17 protein-coding genes and 1 pseudogene are annotated in these 23,320 nt (G+C 58.3%); 8 read left to right on the plus strand and 10 right to left on the minus strand.

The window, feature by feature from the left end; translation table 11 throughout:
- Positions 1–98 precede the first annotated feature (98 nt).
- Both fumC and MKZ35_RS16775 read right to left on the minus strand, forming a co-directional pair.
- Positions 99–1,498: pseudogene (fumC, locus tag MKZ35_RS16770) on the minus strand (class II fumarate hydratase).
- A 76-nt stretch (positions 1,499–1,574) separates the two neighbouring features.
- The gene (locus MKZ35_RS16775; RefSeq protein WP_482514342.1) at positions 1,575–4,643 is read right to left on the minus strand and encodes a DUF7948 domain-containing protein; all 3,069 of its coding nucleotides are present in this window, start codon (positions 4,641–4,643) and stop codon (positions 1,575–1,577) included.
- A gap of 159 nt (positions 4,644–4,802) precedes the next feature.
- Between MKZ35_RS16775 and MKZ35_RS16780 the strand changes: the two genes are divergently transcribed.
- Complete coding sequence (locus MKZ35_RS16780) at positions 4,803–5,186, plus strand: dodecin family protein (protein ID WP_482514343.1); 384 nt, start codon at positions 4,803–4,805, stop codon at positions 5,184–5,186.
- A gap of 146 nt (positions 5,187–5,332) precedes the next feature.
- Here MKZ35_RS16780 and MKZ35_RS16785 read toward each other — a convergent pair whose 3' ends face one another.
- Positions 5,333–6,805, minus strand: a complete 1,473-nt coding sequence (locus MKZ35_RS16785; protein ID WP_482514344.1) for a TonB family protein — start codon at positions 6,803–6,805, stop codon at positions 5,333–5,335.
- On the minus strand, positions 6,792–7,418 hold the full coding sequence (locus tag MKZ35_RS16790) for an RNA polymerase sigma factor (protein ID WP_482514345.1): 627 nt from the start codon (positions 7,416–7,418) through the stop codon (positions 6,792–6,794). Before MKZ35_RS16790 ends, MKZ35_RS16785 begins: the two co-directional genes overlap by 14 nt.
- A 164-nt stretch (positions 7,419–7,582) precedes the next feature.
- Here MKZ35_RS16790 and MKZ35_RS16795 point away from each other — a divergent pair, with 164 nt between their 5' ends.
- From MKZ35_RS16795 to MKZ35_RS16820, 6 genes are all read left to right on the plus strand, one after another.
- Positions 7,583–7,873: a hypothetical protein gene (locus MKZ35_RS16795; protein ID WP_482514346.1), complete on the plus strand. Its 291-nt coding sequence runs from the start codon at positions 7,583–7,585 to the stop codon at positions 7,871–7,873.
- A gap of 501 nt (positions 7,874–8,374) precedes the next feature.
- Positions 8,375–9,208 (plus strand): prephenate dehydratase, encoded by an 834-nt coding sequence (locus MKZ35_RS16800; RefSeq protein WP_482514347.1) that lies wholly within the window; start codon positions 8,375–8,377, stop codon positions 9,206–9,208.
- A 209-nt stretch (positions 9,209–9,417) separates the two neighbouring features.
- Positions 9,418–10,605: a pyridoxal phosphate-dependent aminotransferase gene (locus MKZ35_RS16805; RefSeq protein ID WP_482514348.1), complete on the plus strand. Its 1,188-nt coding sequence runs from the start codon at positions 9,418–9,420 to the stop codon at positions 10,603–10,605.
- A gap of 110 nt (positions 10,606–10,715) precedes the next feature.
- The gene (locus MKZ35_RS16810) at positions 10,716–11,558 is read left to right on the plus strand and encodes a prephenate dehydrogenase (protein ID WP_482514349.1); all 843 of its coding nucleotides are present in this window, start codon (positions 10,716–10,718) and stop codon (positions 11,556–11,558) included.
- Entirely contained in the window at positions 11,558–12,658 is a 1,101-nt protein-coding gene (locus MKZ35_RS16815; protein ID WP_482514350.1) for a chorismate mutase, read from the plus strand. The genes MKZ35_RS16810 and MKZ35_RS16815 overlap by 1 nt, the downstream gene beginning before the upstream one ends.
- Before the next feature lie 287 nt (positions 12,659–12,945).
- Positions 12,946–14,397 (plus strand): phytoene desaturase family protein, encoded by a 1,452-nt coding sequence (locus MKZ35_RS16820; RefSeq protein ID WP_482514351.1) that lies wholly within the window; start codon positions 12,946–12,948, stop codon positions 14,395–14,397.
- A gap of 128 nt (positions 14,398–14,525) precedes the next feature.
- On the opposite strand, the gene MKZ35_RS16825 is transcribed toward MKZ35_RS16820, so the two are convergent.
- Both MKZ35_RS16825 and MKZ35_RS16830 read right to left on the minus strand, forming a co-directional pair.
- Positions 14,526–15,290 carry a porin family protein gene (locus MKZ35_RS16825; protein ID WP_482514352.1) on the minus strand — a complete coding sequence of 255 codons (765 nt, stop codon included), beginning with the start codon at positions 15,288–15,290 and terminating at the stop codon, positions 14,526–14,528.
- Positions 15,291–15,578: 288 nt separating this feature from the next.
- Positions 15,579–16,829 carry a hypothetical protein gene (locus MKZ35_RS16830; RefSeq protein ID WP_482514353.1) on the minus strand — a complete coding sequence of 417 codons (1,251 nt, stop codon included), beginning with the start codon at positions 16,827–16,829 and terminating at the stop codon, positions 15,579–15,581.
- A 99-nt stretch (positions 16,830–16,928) separates the two neighbouring features.
- Here MKZ35_RS16830 and MKZ35_RS16835 point away from each other — a divergent pair, with 99 nt between their 5' ends.
- Complete coding sequence (locus tag MKZ35_RS16835) at positions 16,929–18,308, plus strand: lysophospholipid acyltransferase family protein (protein WP_482514354.1); 1,380 nt, start codon at positions 16,929–16,931, stop codon at positions 18,306–18,308.
- A 100-nt stretch (positions 18,309–18,408) separates the two neighbouring features.
- Here MKZ35_RS16835 and MKZ35_RS16840 read toward each other — a convergent pair whose 3' ends face one another.
- The 4 genes from MKZ35_RS16840 to MKZ35_RS16855 form a co-directional block, all read right to left on the minus strand.
- Positions 18,409–19,041, minus strand: a complete 633-nt coding sequence (locus tag MKZ35_RS16840; RefSeq protein ID WP_482514355.1) for a hypothetical protein — start codon at positions 19,039–19,041, stop codon at positions 18,409–18,411.
- Positions 19,042–19,043: 2 nt separating this feature from the next.
- On the minus strand, positions 19,044–19,841 hold the full coding sequence (locus MKZ35_RS16845) for a metallophosphoesterase family protein (RefSeq protein WP_482514356.1): 798 nt from the start codon (positions 19,839–19,841) through the stop codon (positions 19,044–19,046).
- Positions 19,842–19,907: 66 nt separating this feature from the next.
- Positions 19,908–21,560 carry an FAD-dependent oxidoreductase gene (locus MKZ35_RS16850; RefSeq protein WP_482514357.1) on the minus strand — a complete coding sequence of 551 codons (1,653 nt, stop codon included), beginning with the start codon at positions 21,558–21,560 and terminating at the stop codon, positions 19,908–19,910.
- 256 nt (positions 21,561–21,816) lie between these two features.
- Positions 21,817–23,205: a sensor histidine kinase gene (locus MKZ35_RS16855; RefSeq protein WP_482514358.1), complete on the minus strand. Its 1,389-nt coding sequence runs from the start codon at positions 23,203–23,205 to the stop codon at positions 21,817–21,819.
- Between the last annotated feature and the right edge of the window lie 115 nt (positions 23,206–23,320).

A 23,320-nucleotide genomic window follows, 5' to 3' on the forward strand; every position in this document is an offset into this window, starting at 1 on the left:
TAACGCGAAGCGGTGCTTCGCTCGTTGAACGGCCGACGCGGGAAGAAAGCCCCTAGCGTTAGTCGTTCAACGAGCGAAACACCGCTTCGCGTTACATCCTACTTAATCTCGCCTACCATGTCCTCCGGCTTCAGCCACTCGTTGAATTGCTCTTCAGTCAGGTAGCCGAGCCTCAATGCAGTCTCCTTCAGCGTGCTGCCTTCGCGGTGAGCCGTTTGGGCAATTTCGGCGGCTTTGTAGTAGCCAATGTGCGGATTGAGGGCCGTTACCAGCATCAAGGAGCTATTTACGTGCTTCTGAATATTCTCCTCAATAGGCTTAATGCCTTCCGCGCACTTGTCATTAAACGACACGCACACATCCCCGATGAGGCGGGCCGAGTGCAGGAAGTTATAGATCATCAGCGGCTTAAACACGTTCAGCTCGAAGTGGCCGTTCATACCACCGATGTTAATGGCTACATCGTTGCCCATCACCTGCGCGGCCACCATGGTCATGGCCTCGCTCTGGGTGGGGTTTACTTTGCCGGGCATAATGCTGGAGCCGGGCTCATTATCCGGAATATATAGCTCACCAATGCCGGCGCGCGGGCCGGAAGCCAGCAGCCGAATGTCGTTGGCAATCTTCATTAGCGAGGCCGCTACCGTTTTCAGCGCGCCGTGTGCTTCTACGATGGCATCGTGGGCAGCCAGGGCCTCAAACTTGTTTTCAGCTGTAACGAAGGGCAGGCCCGTCAGGTCGGCAATGTGCTTGGCTACGTTTTCGGAGTAGTGGGGGGCGTATTAATGCCCGTACCTACCGCCGTGCCGCCCAAGGCCAGCTCCGACAAGTGCGCTAGCGTATTTTTGATAGCCCGCAGGCCATGGTCGAGCTGCGATACGTAGCCCGAAAACTCCTGACCCACGGTCAGCGGCGTGGCGTCCATAAGGTGAGTACGGCCAATCTTTACTACGTGCATATACTCCTCCGACTTACGCTTGAGCGTGTCGCGCAGCTTCTCAATGCCGGGCATGGTCACTTCCACCAGAATCTTGTAGGCCGCAATGTGCATGGCCGTGGGAAAAGTGTCATTCGAGCTTTGCGACTTGTTTACGTCGTCGTTAGGAGCCAACGCTTTCTTCTCGTCGCTGAGCTGGCCGCCTTGCAGTACGTGGCCGCGGTAAGCTACCACCTCGTTCACGTTCATGTTGCTCTGCGTGCCCGAGCCGGTTTGCCACACCACCAGCGGAAACTCCGCGTCCAGTTTGCCCTCCAGAATCTCATCGCACACGCGGCCAATCAGCTCAGCTTTTTCGGCCGATAACACGCCGGCGTCGCGGTTGGTGAGAGCGGCCGCTTTCTTCAGGTAAGCAAAGGCGCGGATGACTTCCTTGGGCATCCGGTTGATATCCTGAGCAATGCGGAAATTATCGATGGAGCGCTGGGTTTGGGCGCCGTAGTAGGCGTCGGCGGGCACCTGTACGGGGCCCATGGTGTCTTTCTCGGTGCGAAAATTCATGAAGCGGAAAGCTAAAGGTGGCTGATTGGTTCGAGGCAGTAAAAGTAAGAAACCTGGGAGCAACTGTCTGCCCCTTTTACTTCACTACATCCAGCCAGCCTTTTACGCGCGGGGTGCAAAACCGCTCGTTTTCGAAGGTGTAGTAATACAGCCCGGCCGGCTGCCCGGCGGCGCTCCAATCATTGGCGTAGCTATCAGACGCATATACTTCTTTGCCCCAGCGGTTATAGAGGTGCAGACGCGTGCCGGGCTCAATGCCCATAGCCTCCGATGGCTTGAACACGTCATTTTTGCCGTCACCATTGGGCGTAATGATATTGGGGGGCAAAATGGGCCGCAGCAGCGTCACGTTCACCGCTTTTTCAGTCACGCAGCCGCTCTGCGTAATGCGCACCGTATAGCGCCCCGAAGCGGGAGCCATAATACTGGCCGTTGTCTCCTGGGTCGACCATACATAGGTGCTGCCCGGCTCAGCGGTGGTGCGCAGCCGTATTCCGCCGGCCACGCAGCCCGTCGTGTCGGGCGTGAGCGTGGGCGCAGCCACCAGCCGGACAATTGTACTGTCGCGGGCGGTGCAGCGGCCGTTATCTACGACTACGAAGTACTTGCCCGGCTGGGCAATGTTGATGCTGGCCGTGGTGGCGCCCGTACTCCAGCGGTAGGTGTTGCCAGGGCTTGCGGCACTGATAGTCAGTGGACTACCTGCGCACAAAATCAGGTTCTTGGGCAGCGTTACGGTAGGCTTGGCCTTCACGCGCACAAACACTACTGTTGAGTCGCGGCCCGTACCACCACAGGTTGTGTTAGACGACAAAACCGATAACTGTACCCGGTAGCGGCCCGGCGCGGTGAAGATATGCGAAGGCTGGCGGGCAGTATCCGCGGGGGTGCCATCCCCAAAATTCCAACGATAACGCAGCTTGCCCGCGCCCATACTAGCGTTGGCGAAGGTGATGGCATAAGGCGCACAGGCCGAATCGACGGCCGCAATGGCCGCTTGCAAGGGCATGCTTGTGCCCGCGGCGCCCTGGTCAATCTTAAAAACCAGCATATCAAGCGAGCCGCCAGTGCGGTTGAAGGGTGAGTAGGCCGACGGGGTAGGGGGATAGATGTTGTTCGTGCAAAGGACCTGATAAAGCCGCCCTTGCGGATCAAAGCGGTGCACCGCACTGTGGGCGTGCGCGCCACTAGGGCCAAAATAGGATCCGAATAGTTGCTGGGTAGCGTTGCGGCCCAAAGTCAGGGTGTAGTAGCCGGCGCTGGTATTGTTGGGCAACGCATTCACCAGGGGTAAGCCCGATGTGCTGGTGAAGCCAGCGGCATAGATATTTTCGCAGGCATCCAGCCCGAAAGCAGTTGGCTGAATAAAGCCCATAGCTGGTCGGGCCGTAAAGCGCAGCTCGCGTAGATCCGCTGATAGCTTGGTGATAAACGCGGAGCCGGTGCTGGCCGATACGGCGCCCGGCGTGGCGGGCAAGGTGCCGTTAGTGGTACCAAACAGGTACACCTCATTGGCCTTATCTACCAGAAGGTTGGTAATGTTATCGGAGCTATTGGCCGAGCCATAAAAAGTAGAGGCAACGAGGCCCGTGCCATCGGCTCGTAGGCGAGTAACGAAAGCATCGCCCGGCGCGCGGTATGTCGGTACCAGGGCCCCTGCCGTAACCGGAAAGTCGGGGCTGGTGGTGGCGCCGCCTACCAGGGGTTCACCCGTCGGGGTGACGCTGAGGGCGAATAACGTTTCGGAAGAATTGCCCCCCAGAAAGGTGCTCCAGTTCAGACTGGTCAGGTTCGCATCGAAGCTCGCCACAAACACGTCCTGGCCGCCGTTCAGCGTCCGGTCGTAGGCCGTGGCGCTGACGGGAAAATTGCCAGAAGCGGTGCTGCCGACGAAGTAGAGCGCACCCGTGTTAGCTAAGGCCAGGTCGCCGCCCGCTTCAGGGCCATCACCACCGAAGTAAGTAGAAGCAAGTAAAGCCGTGCCGGTCGGGCTCAGTTTGCTGATAACCAAGTCAATGCCCCCGTTGAAGGTTGGGTCGTAGGCTGAAGTGACGGGAAAATTATTGGATAAAGTTTGCGTTAAAACATACAGCTCCCCGGTTGGTGAGGTAGCCAGGCTGCGAACTTCGTCGTAGCCACTGCCCCCCAGGTAAGTAGCGTAGAGCAGAACCGAGCCGGTGGGGTTCAGCTTGCTGATCGCCACGTCATTACTCCCCCGAAACGTAGCTTGGTAGGCGCCCGGCGTAATGGGGTAGCCCGTTTGCTGCGCCAATCCCCCCGTATATATGTTGCCTTCCTTATCATAGCTCGCTGTTTCGCCCCACACCGACCCTACGCTGCCCGAGTACGTACAAGCCACTACCGTTGGGTCGATTACGAGGGGCCGCTTGTGGTCGTAGCCGGCCGGAAACTCGTAGCGTACGGTGCTGCCTGTCAGCTGGTAGCGGCAGGCCACGGTCTGGCGCGCACCATGCGCGTCGGTTTGGTAGGCATACGGTTTTTGCTCCTCTACATCGGTCACGGAGGTGCGCACGAGCAAGGCCCCATCGGGCCGCAACGTGAGGCCCAAAGCTCCCCGGTAACGCAGCGCAACAGGCGCCGGGCTGGCCCCGGCCGCAATAGTAAAATCGTATTTGAGGTTGCCCGCCCCGGTACCGTACACCCGTAGCCCTACCCCCGGATAAAGCGCCGGATACTCAACAGCGCCAAACGAGCGGGCATTACTGGCCCAGTGCGCGGGGTCGTTGCCCAGGAAGTAATTGTGGTGCGCCGCCTGAAGTTGCTCTCCCACGGGAGCCACAGCTGGCCGCGCGCCCACAAAATCGACGAATACGGCGTGGCCACGAATGGCGGTGGTGGGTAGCGGCGGGTGCGGCGTGGCCGAAGTAGTGGCGGCCTCGTAGTCGGTGTGGGCTTTAGCTAAATCGGCGGTGCTGTGCCAATCGTACACTAAGCCGCTGGCGTTCAAATAAACGTCGCCGCCCGGCACGCTGGCCTTAAAGCGAACCGCCGCCGGCCACTGGCTTTTATTCTCGATAAAAGAAACGCTGGCTTTCCGCGGTGAATTTTCAGCGGCTAACTTGTTTGATAACAGGCATAGGAGGGCAACTACCAGTAGTCGCCAACCAGGAGTAAAAAGGGACATTCGCACGCAGATGAGGGAGGAGTACTATATATGAATTAGCAAAGAAACATTAAGTCACAAACTTTGCCAATGCCACCCTTTTCGTTAGCCGCCGCGTATAACGCTACCCGGTTGCCCGACAACCGCCTACGCTCTTTTCCACCTCCAAACGCCCCAGCTATGAGTAGCATCAAAAAAGTAATTGAAGTACTGGCCAGCTCCGACAAAAGCTTTGAAGACGCCCTCCAGCGCGCCCTCACCGAAGCCAGCACCACGCTCAAGGGCATTCGCTCTATCTACATCAAAGATCAGAGCTGCAAGGTGCAGGACAACAAGATTGTGGAGTACCGCATCACGGCCAAAATCACCTTTGAAGTACTGCACAAGTGGAACGCCGGTGCCGTAGGCAACGCCGAAACCGTGCAAGCCGAAACTCCCGGAACCGGCGGCGGCACTCCCGACTACAGCCAGGTAGAAATAAGAACTCAGCCCGATCTGCCCCGCGAAGTAGAGCCCGGTGGCAGCGCCACCACCCCAGAAAGCGGCGGCGGCTACAGCGGCTAGGAATTCTTTGAAAGAATAAAAAAGCCCCCCAGAGCTGCTCTGGGGGGCTTTTCTGTGCGACGCAGCGACGCATATCAACATTGGCCAGTAGCAGTTATGCGTCGCATTACCATTTACCCAAACTTATCGAAGCACTAGATAAAAAATTACGGAAGTCGAAATGGTACTGATATGCGCACTTGCTGGGCGGTGCGGCGACCACCTGTAATACCCGGAAACCAAGCCGGACCTTCGCGCACCAGGCGCATGGCTTCCGCGTCGCACTCCTTGCTAAGGCTGCGCACCACCGCCAGATTCTCAATGGCTCCGCTGGGTGTCACGGTAAATTTCAGTTTTACAGTTCCTTCGATTCGATCCTGAAGGGCTTTTTCGGGGTATTCCAGCTCCTTTTTTAGATACTCGTGGAAAGCCAGTAAGCCTCCAGTAGGCGTGGGCGCAACGGCTGGAGGCGCAGGCATTTTGCCTTTCCGCGTCACCACTACTTCGCTGAGACTCTTGGCATCGGTGGCCAGCGCCAGCGTGAGCGGAGCACTTGGGTTAGTTAGTTTATACTCACGGGTTTGGTAGCCAATGGAGGCGATGGTCAGGATCGATTGGCTATCGGTTACGGGCAGCGCGAACGAGCCATCAGCCTGCGTACTTACGCCTTGTTTGGTACCCTTCACTACTACTGTCACGCCGGGCAGTCCTTGGCCAGATGCTTGGTCGGTGATGCGTCCTCGAACCATGCTCATGCTTGAAGCCGGAGCACTGTTGCTAGCCAAAGACCGTGTATTGCTACTGGGGGGCATTTTTGCTGCTTGCTTACTGGCCTCGGAAGTAGCGCCAGCGGCTGGGGCAGCAACACGGGCAAGGGAAGTGCGCGCCCGGTCGGGTGGGAGAGGGGCTGAAGCTGTAGCCGCTGCCGGAGCTTCGGAAGTGGTGGCCACATCTGGTTGGGAAACGGTGTCGGCTGCTACTTTATCTTTATTGCTAAAGGTTTCTGTCCTTATTGCTGCTATATCAATGCCGGCCGGTGCAGCAGCTCGCGCAGGGCGAGTACGACTAGGTGCTTTTTGGCGGACGGAAGCCGCCGCCAGCGACGGCGCGGGCCGGGTTACTTCGGATTCTGCCGCATTAGCCGCTGCTATCTCCGCGGGTGCCGGCTTCGATTCCATCGCCTCCAATTCCGGTTTGGGCTCCGCTGGCGTTATTGCCTCGCGTTGCGCCGATGCGCCGACTTCCTTGCTCATCACAGCCGCCACCGGCTCCGACTGCGCTTCGGTTTTCGCTTGATTCAGGCGCCAGCCGACAATGCTGGCTATGAGCAACAAGAATGCGCCGGCCATTTGCAGCCAGGGCCAATCTGCCGCGGACTTGCGGCCGGCGTCCTGCGCTACGCGGGTGCGCAGGCGGCTTTGCAGGTCCGTCAGGCTGTGGTCAGTAGTCGCGGCGTCGGTCATTTCCAGACCTTCAAGAACCTCCGCGCAGCGCTGACAGTCAAGCGTATGGGCCTCCACGCGATGCTGGGCGGCCGGCGCGAGCGTACCAGCCACGTACTGTCGCAGCAAGGCCACGGGCAGGTGCCCGCCGGGTTCGGCAGACGAGAGTGGAATAGGTAGCTGGTCAGTGGGCCGCATCGGGAGCAGAAGATTCTAAGTAACGTTTGAGGTTGCGCTTGCCGTTTTGCAGATGACTTTTCACCAAGCCCAGCTCGAAGCCGGTGATAGTGGCGATAGTACGATAACACTGCTTTTCGAGGTAAAACAGTTCCAAACATCGTCGCTGACCGGGCGGCAGCTCGGCTAGGGCGAGTTCCAGCGCTTGCAGGCGTTCTTCGGTCAAAGCGGCTTCGTCGGGGTCATCAAGAGGTAGATGCGCGGCCACCGCCGATTCCATACCCGCTGCGTCGGGAAAGTGCAGCACGAGCGCGCCGCCATCCGGGCCAGCGCTCTGTCGGGCGCGCAAAATCATCAGGCAGTGATTGCGCGCCGTAGTATGCAGCCAGGCCGGAAAATTATCGACCTCATGCCGCCGCAGACTTTCGACCAGCTTTTCAAATAGCTGCATCACCGCGTCTTTGGCGTCGTCCTCGTCGCGCAGGTAGCGCCGACAAATAGCCAGCACCACTACCATATGTCGCTCATACAAAGTGCCTAAGTCGACTACGTCGCCGTGCTGCCGGTAGCGCACCAACAGCTCCGCATCGGATAGCGCAGCGGGCAACTCAGGACGACGGCGTTTAAAAAACATACAAGGCGGAACGACCAGCGAATGAATTGGGAAGCTACGGGTTGGGGGGCAAAGTTTCGCTTTTAAGCTTCGGACGCGCCGCAACGCTATTTAATTCGACCAACCCGTATGGAATCCAGCCAAAGTCAGCATCAGGGTAATAGTTATACCAACTCATTTGTGCAATGAACTATCGATACCTCTTGCTAGCCGCCGGGTTGCTAGGCTCTGTATCAGCCGCGGCCCAGACTACCCCAACGTCAGCGCCGCCCACCGATACGCTGGCTGCTGCTGCCGAGCCGTCCCAACATACCACAGCGGTACCATTGCCCTGGTGGTTACCCACGGCCGCGCAGTGCGCTGAAATTCGGGCGCTGGAAGCTAAGGAGGCACCTGCCCAAGCTGTCCGCCGCGAAAAACAAGTGCAGCGTCAAAGCAAAAAGCTGAGGAAGAAGTATCCACAAGCGACGGAATAAAGCCCGTGGTTTGGTGCGCGTGGCGGCTTGTCTCAAGGGTGCACGAAGCAGTCAGTATAAGCGTTAGGCCGCCGAATAGCCAGGTTGTAAATGCCTTGTGGCCGATCAATAAAATCAGAAAAATTCAGCTAAAACTTGTTTTCCTGCCTGGCTTTCTTCAGATTTGGGCAGCTAAACGGCTACTTTCTTCATGCGCACGGTCTCCACTCGGTATTATTTTACCTGCTATTATTTCTACGCCACCGCGTAGAACCGAGGCCGCTTGCCCCACACCAACCCTGACCAACCAAGCGCCTTCGGACCCCCGAGAGGCGCTTTTTTTATCTCCTAAGTATTCTCCGATCATGCAGTTCTCCGCTTCTTTCACTTACGGCTTCTATTATTTCTTCTACCGGGAGAAACAGGGAGTCTTTTATAATGCTTAAGTGAAAGAAGCAACAAAAAAGGCCCCCTGCACCCCAGGGGGCCTTTTTTTATATTACGTAGTTTACTTCTCACCTCATGAGGCCAACCATCGCCATTCAGGGTTTCGCTGGCAGCTTTCATCAGCTAGCTGCCCACCAGTACTTCGGCCCCGAAACCGCGGTTACGCCCTGCGCTACCTTTGCTGAGGTGGTGCGGCAGGTGGCGCGTGGTACGGCGGCGGCGGGCGTGATGGCGATTGAGAACTCCATTGCCGGAAGTATTTTGCCTAATTACAATTTGCTCCAACAGTCGGAGCTGCGGGTGACGGGCGAGGTGTACCTGCCCATTCGGCAGCACCTACTGCTGCTGCCCGGCCAAACCCTGGCTGACTTACGCGAAGTGCATTCTCACCCGATGGCCTTGCTCCAGTGCGCCGATTTTCTCAACCAACACCCTGATTGGAAGCTGGTTGAAACCGAGGATACAGCGCTAAGCGCTCAGCGCATCCGCGAAGGCCACCTGACCGGCATAGCCGCCGTAGCCGGCCAGGCTGCCGCCGAGCTTTTTGACTTAGAGATAGGAGCGGCTGATATCCAGTCGGTGCCGGAAAACTACACGCGCTTTCTCATTATTAACACCCCCAAAAAAGCCCCCCAGCCGACTACGGCCAACAAAGCGTCGGTGTATTTCCACACTTCCCACATGAAGGGCGCGCTGGCGCGGGTGCTCAACAAAATCGCCGACCACGACCTGAACCTCTCCAAGCTCCAGTCATTTCCCCAGCCCGGCCGCGCCTGGCAATATTTCTTCCACGCCGACCTGGAGTTCGATCACGCCGATCAGTTCCACGAAGTACTCCGTGACTTGAAGCCGTTAACGGAAGACCTACGAGTGCTGGGGCTTTATCAGAGAGGAGAAGTGAGAAACTAGAAATAAGAGATATACTTCTGTAAATAATGATGATTAAGCCATTTAAATGATTTCCTGCCAGTAATCATCGTTCGGCTCCTCCTCTCTTTGGGACTCTGCGCTTAAAGCAGATGCGGGGCCGGGGGGTGAGGTCCCACTGCCGCGCCACCAGAACAACATCAGCAACGATACGCGAAGCGGAAGCTTCGCGCTACAAACGCGCTACTCCCATGAATATCTCCACCGCCGACCGCCTCCAGCACACAGGAGAATATTATTTCTCCCAAAAGCTGCGCGAAATTGAGGCCATGAACCAGGCGGGCGCCGCCGTTATCAACCTGGGCATCGGCAGTCCCGATTTGCCGCCGCATCCCAGCGTAATCGCGGCCCTGAGCACGGCGGCTGAGCAGCCGAACACCCACGCCTACCAGGGCTACCAGGGCAGCCCGGCCCTGCGCCAGGCCATGGCCGAGTGGTACCAGCGTGCTTACCAGGTAGAGCTGAATCCAGCCAATGAAATTCTGCCTTTGTTAGGCTCTAAAGAGGGCATCATGCATATTAGCATGACGTTTCTGCAAGCCAGCGACGAGGTGCTGATTCCCAATCCGGGCTACCCCGCTTACCGCGCTGCCGCCCAGCTCAGCGGTGCCACGCCCGTCGACTATGACCTGGCCGCCGCTACCAACTGGCAGCCCGACCTCGACGCCTTGGCCCAGCGCGATCTGAGCCGGGTAAAGCTCATGTGGGTCAACTATCCGCACATGCCCACCGGTGCCCCCGCCGATATGGCGTTTCTGGCGCGCTTGGTAACTTTCGCGCAGCAGCACCACATTCTGCTGGTCCATGACAACCCGTACAGCTTCATTCTCAACGACAACCCGCAGAGTTTGCTGGCCGTGCCGGGCGCCAGAGAAGTGGCCCTGGAACTGAATTCGCTGAGCAAATCGCACAACATGGCCGGGTGGCGCGTGGGCATGCTGGTGGGCCGGGCTGAGTGGCTGCAACAGGTACTGCGCTTCAAGAGCAACCTTGATTCGGGCATGTTTCTGCCGGTGCAGCGCGGCGCTATTGTCGCGCTGGGGCTGGGGGCTGAGTGGTTTGAGCAGCTGAATGCTACCTACCGAGCCCGCCGGGAACAGGTTTTCAACCTGCTCACCACCATCGGCTGCCAGTTTGATCGGCAGCAAACGGGCTTGTTTGTCTGGGGGGCAATTCCGGCGGGCTACGCCGATGGGTACGCCCTCAGCGACGAGCTGCTGCACCAAGCCAAGGTATTTATCACGCCGGGGGGCATTTTTGGCAGCAACGGCAACGACTTTATTCGCGTGAGCCTGTGCCAGCCTGAAAGCGTGCTGGCGGCGGCGCTGGAGCGGATTATCACAGCGCGAGCCTCCGCAGCTATTTCTCGCACGATGTAGAGACGCGACACTTCGCGTCTACACGTTAAACAACACGAGCCGCGCAGTGATAACAACATCAGCAACGAAAAGACGCGAAGTGTCGCGTCTCTACATTTTCAACTAAAGAAATGATAGTCACCGTTATAGGTATTGGTTTGATTGGCGGCTCCTTAGCCCTGAGCCTCAGGGAAGCTGGCCTGGCTACCCACATCATTGGCGTAGACCAAAGCTTCGAAAACCAAACGAAAGCCCTGGCTCTGAGCCTTGTCGATGAGGTAGCTGACCTCGCATCGGGCATCAGCCGCGCCGACCTGATTGTGCTGGCCGTGCCCATGGATGCCATGCTCACGCTGTTGCCCCAGGTGCTGGACTCAGTAACTGAAAATCAAATAGTTATCGACGTCGGCTCAACCAAGCAAAAGCTGCTAGGCTGCGTCGAGCAGCACCCGCGCCGCGCCCGTTTTGTGGCCGTGCACCCGATGGCCGGTACCGAGTATTCGGGACCGGAAGCGGCGGTGTCGGGCTTATTTGAGGGCAAAACGCTGGTCATCTGCGACGCCGAGCACAGCGACCCGGCTGCCGTAAGTCGCGTGGGGGGCATTTTTGAGCAAATCGGGATGCGGCTGGTATATATGGGCGGCGCTGCCCACGATTTGCACACGGCTTACATCTCTCACATTTCGCATATAACCTCTTTTGCGCTGGCACTCACCGTTTTAAATAAGGAAAAAGAGGAGCAGCAAATATTCGACCTCGCCAGCGGCGGCTTCGAGTCGACGGTGCGGCTGGCCAAAAGCTCGCCGGATATGTGGGTGCCTATTTTTCGTCAAAACCGCCTCAACGTGCTCGATGTACTCAGTGAGCATTTGCGCCAGCTCCAGCACATGAAAGACGTGCTGGAACAGGAGGATTACCCCGCTTTTCATCAGCTCATCGAGCAAGCCAATCTCATTCGTAAAATCTTGAAATAATGGAAAATACCCAAACAAACACCACGTCGGCCGCCGAGCTTACCCGCAAGAAGCCCCTGCTCATCTCCGGCCCGTGCAGCGCCGAAACCGAGGAACAGCTCCTCGACACCTGCAACCAACTAGCCCAAACCGGCCGCGTAGATATGCTGCGCGCCGGCATCTGGAAGCCGCGCACCAAGCCCGGCGGCTTCGAGGGCATCGGTACCAAAGGCTTGCCTTGGCTGCAAAAGGCCCGCGAGCAAACCGGCTTGCCCGTGATGGTGGAAGTGGCTACGCCCAAACACGTAGAAGACAGCCTGGCCTTCGAAATGGACGTGCTCTGGATTGGTGCCCGCACGACCGTGAACCCATTTTCGGTGCAGGCCGTGGCCGATGCGCTGCGCGGTATTGACGTGCCGGTGTTCATCAAAAATCCGATCAACCCCGATGTGGAGCTGTGGGCCGGGGCAGTGGAGCGGCTGGCCAAAGCGGGCGTGAAGCAAATTGGCCTGATTCACCGCGGCTTTTCCAGCTACGGCAACACGGAATACCGCAATGCGCCGCTCTGGCAGCTTCCTATTGAAATGAAGCGCCGCATGCCCGAGCTACCCCTCATCTGCGACCCCAGCCACATCTGCGGCCGCCGCGACCTGCTCGCCGACGTGGCTCAGAAAGCCATCGACCTCGACTTCGATGGCCTGATGCTGGAGTCGCATCGCGACCCCGACCAGGCCTGGAGCGACGCCGCCCAGCAGGTAACGCCCACCAACTTGGTGGTCCTGCTCGATAGCCTCATCTGGCGCCACGAAACCACCGACAAGCAGGAATTTCTCACGGTGCTGGCCACGCTGCGCGACCAGATCAACCACATCGACGACGAGATTATGCAGCTCATTAGCAGTCGCATGGCCGTAGCCGAGAAAATCGGTACCTACAAAAAGGAGAACGACATCACCATCCTTCAACCCAACCGCTGGAATGAAATCCTAGATCGTGGCGTAAAGAAGGGCGCCAAACTGGGCCTCACCAAAGATTTCATCCTCAAGTACTTCGACGCCATTCACTTGGAATCAATCAACCGTCAAAACCGCGTGATGAACCCCCACGACGACGTCAAGTAAGGCCTGGGGGGCTTTTTGCTTGAAAGGAGTATGGTTAGCAATGTACCAACAGCGCTTGGAAGTAGACTAGCAAATCACGGAGTTTACCGTAAGACCATCTCCTAGAAGACGGTCATGCAGAACGCAGTGCAGCATCTCGCGTGCAGTCGTTGGGATTACTACTCTCACATCAGCACGCGAGATGCTGCACTGCGTTCTGCATGACCGTCTAATGGATTGTTAATGGTTAGTTACCTTTCAGGTGAGGCCTTGTTTAAGCGATACTTACTTTATAAACGCCATTTCTAGTGGATAAGCGAGATTTCGATGCCGTCGTGGTTGGCGCCGGGCCGAATGGGTTGGCCGCGGCCATTACGCTGCAACAAGCCGGCCTGTCGGTGCTCATTCTGGAAGCTAAAGAAGCTATTGGCGGCGGGCTGCGCTCGGCGGAGCTGACATTGCCCGGCTTCGTGCACGACATCGGCTCGGCCATTCACCCGCTGGCGGCGGAGTCGCCGTTTTTCAAAACCTTGCCCCTCGCCGAGCACGGCCTACAGTTCCTCACCCCGCCGGTAGCCGCCGCGCACCCCTTTGATACCGGGCGGGCGGCCACCCTGGACAACTCTTTGGCCGATACGGCGCGGCGACTGGGTCCCGACGAAAAAGCGTACCGTCAGCTAATACAGCCCATTGTGCGCGACTGGCCGGTGCTGGCACCCGCTATTCTGGGCCCGTTGCGTATTCCCAAGCACCCGCTGGCTATGGCTCGCTTCGGCATTGACGCGGTTACCTCGGCCACACTGCTGGCCAAGCGGTTTCAGACGCTGGAAGCGCGAGGCTTGTGGGCCGGCATGGCCGCGCATGCCATTCAGCCCCTTACCAATGTCACTACCTCGGCCATCGGGCTGGTATTGATGGCCATGGGGCACGTGCGCGGGTGGCCGCTCCCGCAGGGCGGGGCGCAGACAATAGCGCGGGCGCTGGCTTTCTATTTCGTGTCGCTGGGGGGCAAAATTGAAACAAATGCTCCTGTTAGCTCCCTAAATCAACTGCCCTCCACCCACGCCGTACTTTTCGACGTAACGCCGCGGCAGCTACTCCAAATCGCGGGACACACTTTTTCGCCGCTCTACCGCTGGCAGCTCGAGCGCTACCGCTACGGCATGGGCGTTTTCAAAGTCGATTGGGCCCTGGATGGGTCAATACCATTCACCGCGCCGGAGTGCCGCGAGGCCGGTACCGTCCATCTGGGCAACTCATTGGAGGAAATTACGGCTTCCGAGCAGCAAACCAGCGAAGGTAAGCACCCCGAGCGGCCCTTTGTGCTCCTGGCCCAGCAAAGCCTTTTCGACCCGACCAGGGCGCCCGCCGGCAAGCACACCGCGTGGGCCTATTGCCACGTGCCCAACGGCTCCCGCGTTGACATGACCACGGCCATTGAAAACCAGGTAGAGCGCTTTGCCCCCGGCTTCCGTGACCGAATACTGGCCCGGCACACGTTTAATACGAATGAGCTGGAGGCGTTTAACAGTAACTTGGTAGGCGGCGACATCAACGGGGGCCTGCTGAACGTGACCCAGCTCTTCACCCGCCCAGCCCTGCGAGCTTCACCCTACCGTACTTCCACAAACGGCATTTATATCTGCTCGTCCTCCACGCCTCCCGGTGGCGGCGTGCATGGTATGTGTGGGCATCACGCCGCCCTACAGGCCTTGCAGGATGTGTTTAAGCGCCAGCCAGCGCCGTTAGTGGCCTCGTAAAGTTTAAGGAAGCTTCACCCAACTCGACAGTTAAAACCCTAGCGGTGACGAATTCCGTTAACCACAAAAAAGCCCCCCAAGATGCTTGGGGGGCTTTTTTGTGGTTGTTGAAAGAACAGGTAGAAAGGTCAGAAAGAAAAGTTTACTGACGCTTTAATCACGCGGTTCTGCGCGTCGAAGCGGTTGCTCTTGTCCAAGGACGAGAGGCCGTAGTCGTAGCCGGCACTCAAACCCAGGCCGCTGTCGAACTGATAGCCTAAACCGCCAACCACCCCGAAGTCCAGCTCCCGGAATTGATTGCGCACGTCGAAGTCCTGTTTGAAGGCAGAGAAGCCTAACGCGCCCGCTTCCACCCGCACTTTATTGCTGACTAAATAAGAAGCTTGAGGACCGGCGTAGATGTATAAGCCGCGAGTCAGGTACGCCTTGGCCAATACCGGCACGTCGATATAAGCCATACGGGCGGTGGCGGTTACGCGGGTGTTTAGAAAGTCGAACTGCTCAAAAGGAACGCGCCCTGAGAGTTGGGTGCCTTTTTCGGAGTAAATCAGGCCGGGCTCAATAGCGAAGTGAGTACCCAGGGGTAAGGTGGCGTATAAGCCAGCGTGGAAGCCAGGCCGCATTTCTTGCGTCACGGCGCCGTTGGTTAGCTCAGCTACGTCCAGCACGCTTTGCACGGCATCACCCGACCAGTCAGCGACGTTGACGCCGGCCCTCAGGCCAAAGCGCACTCCCTGGCTAGGAGAAGCAAGAGTAGTAGTCGTAGAATATTGCTTCGGACGGGGCGCCAACGGCGCATTGTAAGGCTGCCGAACCTGAGCTTGGGCCCCGAAGCCAGTAGAAAGGAGAAGAGCAAGCGCGGCCAGGCGACCGCAAAGACGCAGATTTTTCATATCCAGGAAGTAGTAGAGAAGAAGAAACGAAACGCTGCTATTCGCTACGTGCACTTCGGAATAGCTGAGCGTTGCAAGGTAGTGTTGCAAAACCGTGCCAATCACTGCGTTACGCAGTCTTTATGGCTGTAGTATTCTGATTTATAGCCAATTAAAAATCAGAATATGAACATGCAATCTCGGCTATACTTCTTGGCCTGGTCCCAAAAATTATCTGTAAAGTGATTTGAAGTCCATAGATTTTAATTTCCTGGACCGCTCTGGCAATGCTGGCAATCTGCCCCCCGCCTACTGCTGCGGAGTTGATGCGAGCAATTGATCAATCACGGCGAAAGCCGGATTGTTGGCGGGGAGGGCCTGCACCAAAAACTGGCGCGCCAGCACAAGCTGATTATGCGCCTGGAGGGCATTTTTCTGGTCGAGGTACAAGTGGCCCAGGTATAAGCGCTGATAGCCCTGAGCCAGCGGCTCCTGATTGGGCACCGCGGCTTGCTCCGTGAGAAAGGTAATCAGGTCGGATGCCTGATTATTAGCTACATACAACTCGAGCAGTTCGCGGTAGGTGTTTTCATCCTTGGGCGCCAGCTGGTAAAGCTGATTGGTGAGCCGCGCGATTTCAGGCTTGTTGTTGCCTTTGAGAGCGGCCAGCAGCTTAGGCTTTACCGTCGCCAGCTCCGTTGGGTCGATGGGCTCAGGGTCGGCGGAAGCGGAAGCAATAAGGGGCTTCGAGCGGGCCGAAGTCTTGAGCGGTTTACCTTCCGCCTTGCGCTTTATCTGCTCCTCAATATCGGCCAGCATGTAGGCGGCATCGGATTTGAACTGCTCATCCTGGTACAGATTCATAGCTATGCGCACCTCGTCCCGCGATTTTTCCAGCTGCTTAAGCTCGAGCAGGGAGTAAGCAAAGTGGTAATGAGCGTCGGGAAAATCCTTCTTTAGCTGGATAGAGCGCCGGAAAGGCGCTACCGACTGAGCAAAGTTGCCGAGGCGCTCGTGGGCATAGCCCAGGGCGTAGTAAGAGAGGTAGTCGCCGTAGCCGCGCAGGTGAGCCACTTCATAATGCCGGACCATCAGAGCAAAAAGCTTATCCTCACCCTTGGCTTTCTCGGCGCAGTCGCACTGCTGGGCACTGAAGTAGTAGTCGCCCAGAGCCTTATCCAGCTTATAGTTGGTAGGGTTGCGCCGCTTGAGGTTGAGCAGGGCCGTCTCGATGGGAAAGCGATACGCCGAGTCGTAGGAGCGCTGGGCGCGCATTTGCTCCAGCGTTTCAACCAAGGCCAGATCCTTCATCGAAAACGTTTCATACTCGCGGGTAGTAATATAATACGACAGAGCAATTTCCTGTTTGCGCAGGACCACGGCCGGCCGGGTATTTTGGCGGTCAAACTGCTGGAGCAGGGCAAAGGCTGAGTTGTATTTGCGCTGAGCTACCAGGTCATTGGCCTGTTTTAAGGCAGCTGATTCAGCTTTGTCGGTCTGGGCCGAAGCGGCCGTGAGAGTCAGCAGGAAAGCGAGAAAAAACGAGAAGACGGAACGCATGAATAGAGCGGGAAAAATGAATGTGGCAGCGAAGCCCCGCCGAAGATACCGGGTTGAGAAATAATCCTGACTTTCGCTAACGTTTTACTGTTCCCGTTTATGCTATCGTACGCTTTACTCAAGCCCCTGATTCAACTGGGGCTGCGCGTTTTCTTCCGCCGCATTGAAGTGCGCCACCGCAAACGGCTACAAACTCCGGGGCCACTACTTATCGCCGCCAATCACCCGAATACGCTCATGGACCCGCTGGTAGTAGCGGCCAATCGGCGCGACTCAGTGGCTTTTTTGGCGAAGAGCACCTTTTTTAAGGGGCCATTTATGAAGTGGCTGATGGCCCAAACCAACTCCATTCCTATCTACCGCCGCCAGGATACGGAGGGCACCGACACTGCCGCCCCGGTAAGTCCCGCCGAGCTGGCCCGCCGCAACGAAGCCACGTTCGGCCGCAGCTACGACTACCTCGATCAGGGTGGCACCATCATGATTTTCCCCGAGGGCACCAGCGTAACCGAGCGGCGCCTGCGCCCCCTCAAAACCGGGGCCGCCCGCATAGCGCTAGGCGCGGCGGCGCGCCATGACTTTAAGCGGGAGGTGCAGATTTTGCCGGTGGGCATTAATTATTTCGACCCCAGCCGGTTTCGCTCCGATGTGCTGCTCAACGTGGCCCTGCCCATTCAGGTAACCGACTATGCGGCCCTGTACGCCCAGGACCCCATCGCGGCCGCCGATGAGCTGACCGAGGAAATCCGGCGGCGGCTGGAAGAAAACCTGGTCATTACCCGCGACGCGGCCGAGGACGAGCTGGTGCAGCAAGTGGAGCGCACCTTTGGCGAACACCTCGCCCCCGACGATGAAGAAACGCTGTATGACAACTTCGAGCTTAGCCGCAACTTGTCGGAGGCTATTAGCTACTTCGAAAAACACGACCCCGCCCGCCTACAGGAAGTGCGGGAAAAGCTGAATGAGTACCTGCGCGAGCTGCAAGCTCTGCGCCTGACCGACGAGTCGTTAGAGTCGGGCCATAAAGGCGAGCGGTGGCTCCGGGGGGCAAAAACGGCGCTGCGGCTGGCGCTGGGCTTCCCCGTGTATGTGTACGGCGTAGTGAACAACTACCTGCCCTACCGGATTCCGTCGGTGGTAGCCCGCCGCGCGACGAAGGAAGTAGAGTTTGTGGCCCCTATTCTGATGGTAACGGGCATGGTTACCTTCAGCCTTGCCTACGTCGCCCAGATTGCTCTCGTGCAGCACTTTGTGCAAGACTGGCGCCTGACTACGCTCTACGCCCTGAGCTTACCGATTACCGGGTTTTATGCCCTTTATTACTGGAATAATCTGCAAGCCCGCCGCCAACGCCTGCGCGTGCTACGCCTGTTTCGGCAGCAGCGCCCGGCGGTGGAGAAGCTGTTGCGTCAGCGGGCCACTATTGTGCGGCTGCTGGGTGAGGCGCGGGCGGCGTACCTGGCGGGCCTGGAGCTGTAGCGCAAACTTTTAGTTCGCGGGTCGTGGAACGAGGATAGTTGAAGCGCTTTCTAACAAAGACCGTAACGATACGCGAACTAAAAGTTCGCGCTACACGCGCTCAAAACGTGAATTTGCCCCCCACGCCCAGCGTCAGCACATCCGTCACTTTCAGCCCCGATAAGTTGGTTGCTAAGCTCACTACGTACAAGTCATTGGTGCCCAGCTCATAATACAGTGACACCGCCCGCGGCCGGCCTGTTGCGGTAGGCTTCAGTCCGCGCGTGACCCGCCCGCCCACAAAAGCCCCGAAGCGCACCGTGGACGACCACCAATAGTAGCCATCGTAGTATTTCTCGTCGCGGGAGCGGTTGAGCGTGCGTGAGGGCGTGTAGTTTACTAAGCCGCCAAAAGACAGCGGATGCAGCCGCCACGCCGTATTGCGGAGCGTAATCGTGTAGGGCGTGTACGTGGTTTTGAGGGTGAAAATGCCCAGGGCTTCGCGGCCCGCGTAGCGCCGGGGCACGTAGCCAGCCAGTACATCTACGTCGAGGCGCTTCCGAAACAGGCTGTAGCCTACGCCGCCACTCATCATGCCGATGCCGCCGGCCGTTTGCAGTACAGCATGTTGTGGCACGTACCACCGCCGCGCCAAAAGTGTCGTGGCTGCCGAATCAGCCGGGACTTGGGCCGCCGCAGGCAATGCAGATAGAACCAGCCCAAAAAAGCCCCCCAGAAGTAGAAGAATACGCATAGCTAAAAGGCAACTTTTTCGAGCTTAAACTGATCGGCGCCCCACACGGTCAGAATCACGTATTGGCGCTTCTCGAAAGCAAAGGAGTTGATGTAGGTAACGCCATCCGCGTACGGCTCGCCGGTGCTGAAACTGTGGGCGTGGCCGTTGAGGTGGAAGAGCAGGCGGGGGGCTTTTGCCAGCGCTTCGGTGTAGGGTTTCACCAGCGCGGGGTCGAAGTCCTCGTTGGTGGGCGGCACGTGGCACAGCACGATTTGGCGGCGTACGCCCACGGTATCAGCGAGCTGCTGCTGGAGCCAGCCAATGTCGGGCACGCGCCCATTGAAGCCATATTCGCGGCTGTTGGTGTCAATGAGGATGAAGCGGGTGCGGTCGTAAGTGAAGGTGTAGTTCAGGGGGCCAAATATTTCCTGATACGCTTGCCGGCCATTGGCTACTTGGTCGTGGTTGCCAATTACGGTGAGATAAGGTACGGTTAGATGGCGCAAACGGTCGTTCACCCACTGCATCTCGCGGCGCAGGCCAAAATCGGCGATGTCGCCGGCCACCAGCAGGGCCGAAATACCGCGCTGCCGGTTCACACTTTCCACCAGCGGCCCCGCTTCATCATAAAACCGTTGAGAGTCGCCCGTAAACACAAAGCGCAGCGTGTCGCCGCCAGTCGGCTTCGGCTGGGCTTGCAGGCGCGCCAGATTTTTGGCCGTCAGGTCGCGGTCGGCGGCGGGAGCGCGCACGTCATTGGGGCTGAATTCAAACAGCTCGCAGCTGGTGAGCAGTAGTGTAGCCGCCGTCAGAAGCATCAGCTGACAACTGCGTATCAATAAAGTAAAAATCATCAAATCAACGGATTGCCCTTTGTTGCCTGCTTATTCATCCAGGTATTCGTGCACAAACTTAATAGCCATCGAGCCTTCGCCCACGGCCGATGCCACCCGTGCCATGGCGCCCACCCGATTATCGCCGGCGGCGAAGATGCCGGGCACGCAGGTTTCGAGCAGATACGGCTCGCGGTTGCGCTTCCAGGCAGCCGCGAAGCGTGGGTCACCAACCAGGTCGCGCCCAGTGAGCATAAAGCCGCGCTTGTCGCAGAGGATAATGTCCTGGACCCACTCGGTGCTGGGTTTGGCCCCGATAAAGACGAACATGGCGCGCGCCGGCCGCACTTCTTCCTGCCCCTTATTTATAATAACTACTTCCTCCAGATGATCCTGGCCGCATACTTCCTTCACCTCCGCAAAGGGCAGAATCTCAATATTTTCGGTTTGCCCAATCTGGTCAATCAGGTACGCCGACATAGAAGCCGCCAAACTTTCGCCCCGAATTAGAATAAACACACGGCGCGCATACGTGGCCAGATACATGGCCGCCTGGCCGGCCGAGTTGCCGCCCCCCACAATGTAAACATCCTGCTGGTCGCAGGAACGGGCCTCGGTGCGGGCCGCGCCGTAGTACACGCCGGCTCCGCTGAGGTGATGCTCGCCGGGCACGTTCAGGGTGCGGTAGCTTACGCCGGTGGCCAGCACCAGGGCGCGGGTGCGTACCTCGCTGCCATCGGCTAGGGTCAATACCTTGTACTCGTCCTGCAGGCAGAGGCTGGTGACTTCCTGGGGGGCTACTATTTCGGCCCCCAGGCGCACAGCCTGAGCCCACGCCCGGTGCGCCAGCTCGGCTCCGCTCAGGCCCGTGGGGAAGCCGAGGTAATTTTCAATGCGCGAGCTGCTGCCAGCCTGTCCGCCCGGCGACCCGCGCTCAATAACCAGCGTTTTTAACCCTTCCGAAGCGCCGTACACCGCCGATGCCATACCCGCCGGTCCGGCCCCGATTACGACTACGTCATAAAGCTCGGCCGAAGCTTTCTGCGATAAGCCAATTTTGAGCGCCACTGCCGCCCGCTCGGGTCGGGCCAGCGCAGAGCCATCCTCAAACACGACCACCGGCAAATCGGCAGGGGTGAGGCCAGTACTTTGCAACAGCGTGTTTGCTTCGGGATTCGTTTCAAAATCCAGCCACTGGTAGGCCACCATGTAGCCCGCCAGAAAGTCCTTTAGCTCATGCGAAACCGGCGACCATTGAAACCCGATCAGCCTAAGTCCCTGAAAGCGGGGCTTGTAGTGGGCTTGCCAGGCGGCCAGCAAATCGCGCAGCGTAGGATAAAGCAGCTCCTGAGGTGGGTCCCAGGGCTTCAGCAGGTAATAGTCGAGGTGAGCATTGTTGATGGCCCGAATGGCCGCCTCGGTATCGGCGTAGGCCGTGAGCAGCACCCGCTTGGCATCCGGAAAAATGCCGCGCGCTTTCTCCAGCAGCTCCACGCCTTCCATTTCGGGCATGCGCTGATCGGCAAGAAGTAACGCCAGCGGCTCGGCGCGAGTGGCCAACTCATTCAAGATTTCCAATGCCTCCGGACCCGAGCTGGCCCGCAGTACCCGGTAGTCGCGGCGAAACTCGCTTCGCAAATCCCGGTCGATGGCGCTGAGCACCTGCGGATCATCATCCACAACAAGGAGAACTGGTTTTTTCATAGCGGTGAATAGGCTGAGAAGAGTGTGGATGCCTGATGAGTGCTAGTATAGTGGACGAACTAATGATTCATTTGCTTGAAAACGAATCATTTAAACATAGCTTAATCGCGGCTCTGGTGGCTGTGGTACTACAACTTTTCCTGTCGTGGTACCACTATCGTTGAACAACCTAACACAGCGAACAACATCAGCGACGATAGTGGTACTACTACTTTGGAGTCGTAGTACCACGCTCCTAAAAAAAGCCCCCCAATACTTACGTAAGCGCCGGGAGCCACACGCTAAACTCGGTGCGGCCAGGCACTGAGTTAACCTCCAAACGTCCGTCGTGGCTGCGTACGATACGTTGGGCGATGTCGAGGCCCAGGCCGGAACCGGCGCCCGCTTCTTTGGTGGTGAAGAAGGGCTCAAAAATATGATTGAGCACCTCGGGCGCGATGCCCGAGCCGTTGTCGATGATGGCCACGCGCACAAAGCCGCTTTGCAAGTGGGTACGCACGGTAATCTCGCCCCCGCTGGCCACGGCGTCGATGGCGTTATCGAGCAGGTTCGTCCACACCTGGTTTAGGCTACTGACCTGACCTCGCACCACCGGAAGCTGGGGGGCAAAATCGCGGATCAGCTGAATTTTTTTGTCGCGCAGCTGGTGGCCCAGCATCGTGAGTGTACTTTCCAGGCCGCTTTGTACATCCATCGGAGCACGGTCGGTGGCGCGGTCCATGTGGGAATAGGTTTTCACGCTGGCCACTAAGGTGCTGATACGGCCGCCCGCCTCCTGCACATCCCGGATCAGGCGCTGCGTGGTGAGCTGACCTTCCAGCCAGGCAAACGCGGCCGGTAGCGCCGCTTTGGGTAAGTTGGCGGCTACCGGAGCCAATATATCCTTTGTTACACCCGCTTCCAGCAGCCCGGCCGCGAGGCGATACCCGTCGGCTACGCCTTGCTCCTCAAGCCAATCGGCCAGATCGTCCTCATAGTCAGCGCACTCCAGCGCCGACATTGGCTTGGCAAATTGGGTTGGGTCGGTGGCTAACCTGGTCAAAGCCGACAGCGCTTCGGGGGTAGGACAATGCCGGAGCAAGTCGAGCAGCTGCCCAGGCTTGGCGGCCGCGAGGTCGTGGAGGGCCTGCGCGGCGCGGGCAATAGCGGCGGCGGGGTTGTTCAGCTCGTGGGCCAAACCGGCGGAGAGCTTGCCCAGTGCCCGTAGCTTGTCGTCGCGCTCCTGCGCGCGCGCTTCGTCGCGGGCCCGGTCGCTCATCAGGGCTACCAGGCGCTGGATCAGCTCCGGACTGACGCGCTCCAACTCGGGGAATAAGTCGCGGTGCAGCGCAAATGCGACAATGGGCGCGGTAGCTATGGCATAGCCACCCACCACGCGCAGCCTGGAATAAGGCAGTACCCCCGTCACCTGCCCCGCTCCAACCCGGAATAGCGGCTCACGATTACCGTTGCGAACGGCAAAAAACTGTACTTCGCCCTCCTGCAGGGCTACCATGTATTCAGCCGGGTCGCCGGGCTTAAAAATCACGTCGTTAGTCGCGTACTCCCGCCGCTCGCCATGGTCTAGTAGCCAGTCAATCGTCTCGGGGGGCAAATCGGCAAACACCGGAATGGTGGCCAGATCAGTAAGGGGAAGGCTAGCCATAGCAAAGAGACGGTAGGGAGAGAAAAATCGATCAGTAACAAGCAGAACCGAGCCCGGGTTTGCAAAGCCCGCCCGCAACCTGCTGGGGGGCTTTTCTGAATTAGCTAAGCTACGT

The sequence above is a fragment of the Hymenobacter sp. R533113 genome, from assembly GCF_056835965.1.

Bases quoted from the DNA above. Each gene is read 5' to 3' on its own strand.
- MKZ35_RS16775 (WP_482514342.1), bottom strand. From the start codon at position 4,643: ATGTCCCTTTTTACTCCTGGTTGGCGACTACTGGTAGTTGCCCTCCTA.
- MKZ35_RS16780 (WP_482514343.1), top strand. From the start codon at position 4,803: ATGAGTAGCATCAAAAAAGTAATTGAAGTACTGGCCAGCTCCGACAAA.
- MKZ35_RS16785 (WP_482514344.1), bottom strand. From the start codon at position 6,805: ATGCGGCCCACTGACCAGCTACCTATTCCACTCTCGTCTGCCGAACCC.
- MKZ35_RS16790 (WP_482514345.1), bottom strand. From the start codon at position 7,418: ATGTTTTTTAAACGCCGTCGTCCTGAGTTGCCCGCTGCGCTATCCGAT.
- MKZ35_RS16795 (WP_482514346.1), top strand. From the start codon at position 7,583: ATGAACTATCGATACCTCTTGCTAGCCGCCGGGTTGCTAGGCTCTGTA.
- MKZ35_RS16800 (WP_482514347.1), top strand. From the start codon at position 8,375: ATGAGGCCAACCATCGCCATTCAGGGTTTCGCTGGCAGCTTTCATCAG.
- MKZ35_RS16805 (WP_482514348.1), top strand. From the start codon at position 9,418: ATGAATATCTCCACCGCCGACCGCCTCCAGCACACAGGAGAATATTAT.
- MKZ35_RS16810 (WP_482514349.1), top strand. From the start codon at position 10,716: ATGATAGTCACCGTTATAGGTATTGGTTTGATTGGCGGCTCCTTAGCC.
- MKZ35_RS16815 (WP_482514350.1), top strand. From the start codon at position 11,558: ATGGAAAATACCCAAACAAACACCACGTCGGCCGCCGAGCTTACCCGC.
- MKZ35_RS16825 (WP_482514352.1), bottom strand. From the start codon at position 15,290: ATGAAAAATCTGCGTCTTTGCGGTCGCCTGGCCGCGCTTGCTCTTCTC.
- MKZ35_RS16830 (WP_482514353.1), bottom strand. From the start codon at position 16,829: ATGCGTTCCGTCTTCTCGTTTTTTCTCGCTTTCCTGCTGACTCTCACG.
- MKZ35_RS16835 (WP_482514354.1), top strand. From the start codon at position 16,929: ATGCTATCGTACGCTTTACTCAAGCCCCTGATTCAACTGGGGCTGCGC.
- MKZ35_RS16840 (WP_482514355.1), bottom strand. From the start codon at position 19,041: ATGCGTATTCTTCTACTTCTGGGGGGCTTTTTTGGGCTGGTTCTATCT.
- MKZ35_RS16845 (WP_482514356.1), bottom strand. From the start codon at position 19,841: ATGCTTCTGACGGCGGCTACACTACTGCTCACCAGCTGCGAGCTGTTT.
- MKZ35_RS16850 (WP_482514357.1), bottom strand. From the start codon at position 21,560: ATGAAAAAACCAGTTCTCCTTGTTGTGGATGATGATCCGCAGGTGCTC.
- MKZ35_RS16855 (WP_482514358.1), bottom strand. From the start codon at position 23,205: ATGGCTAGCCTTCCCCTTACTGATCTGGCCACCATTCCGGTGTTTGCC.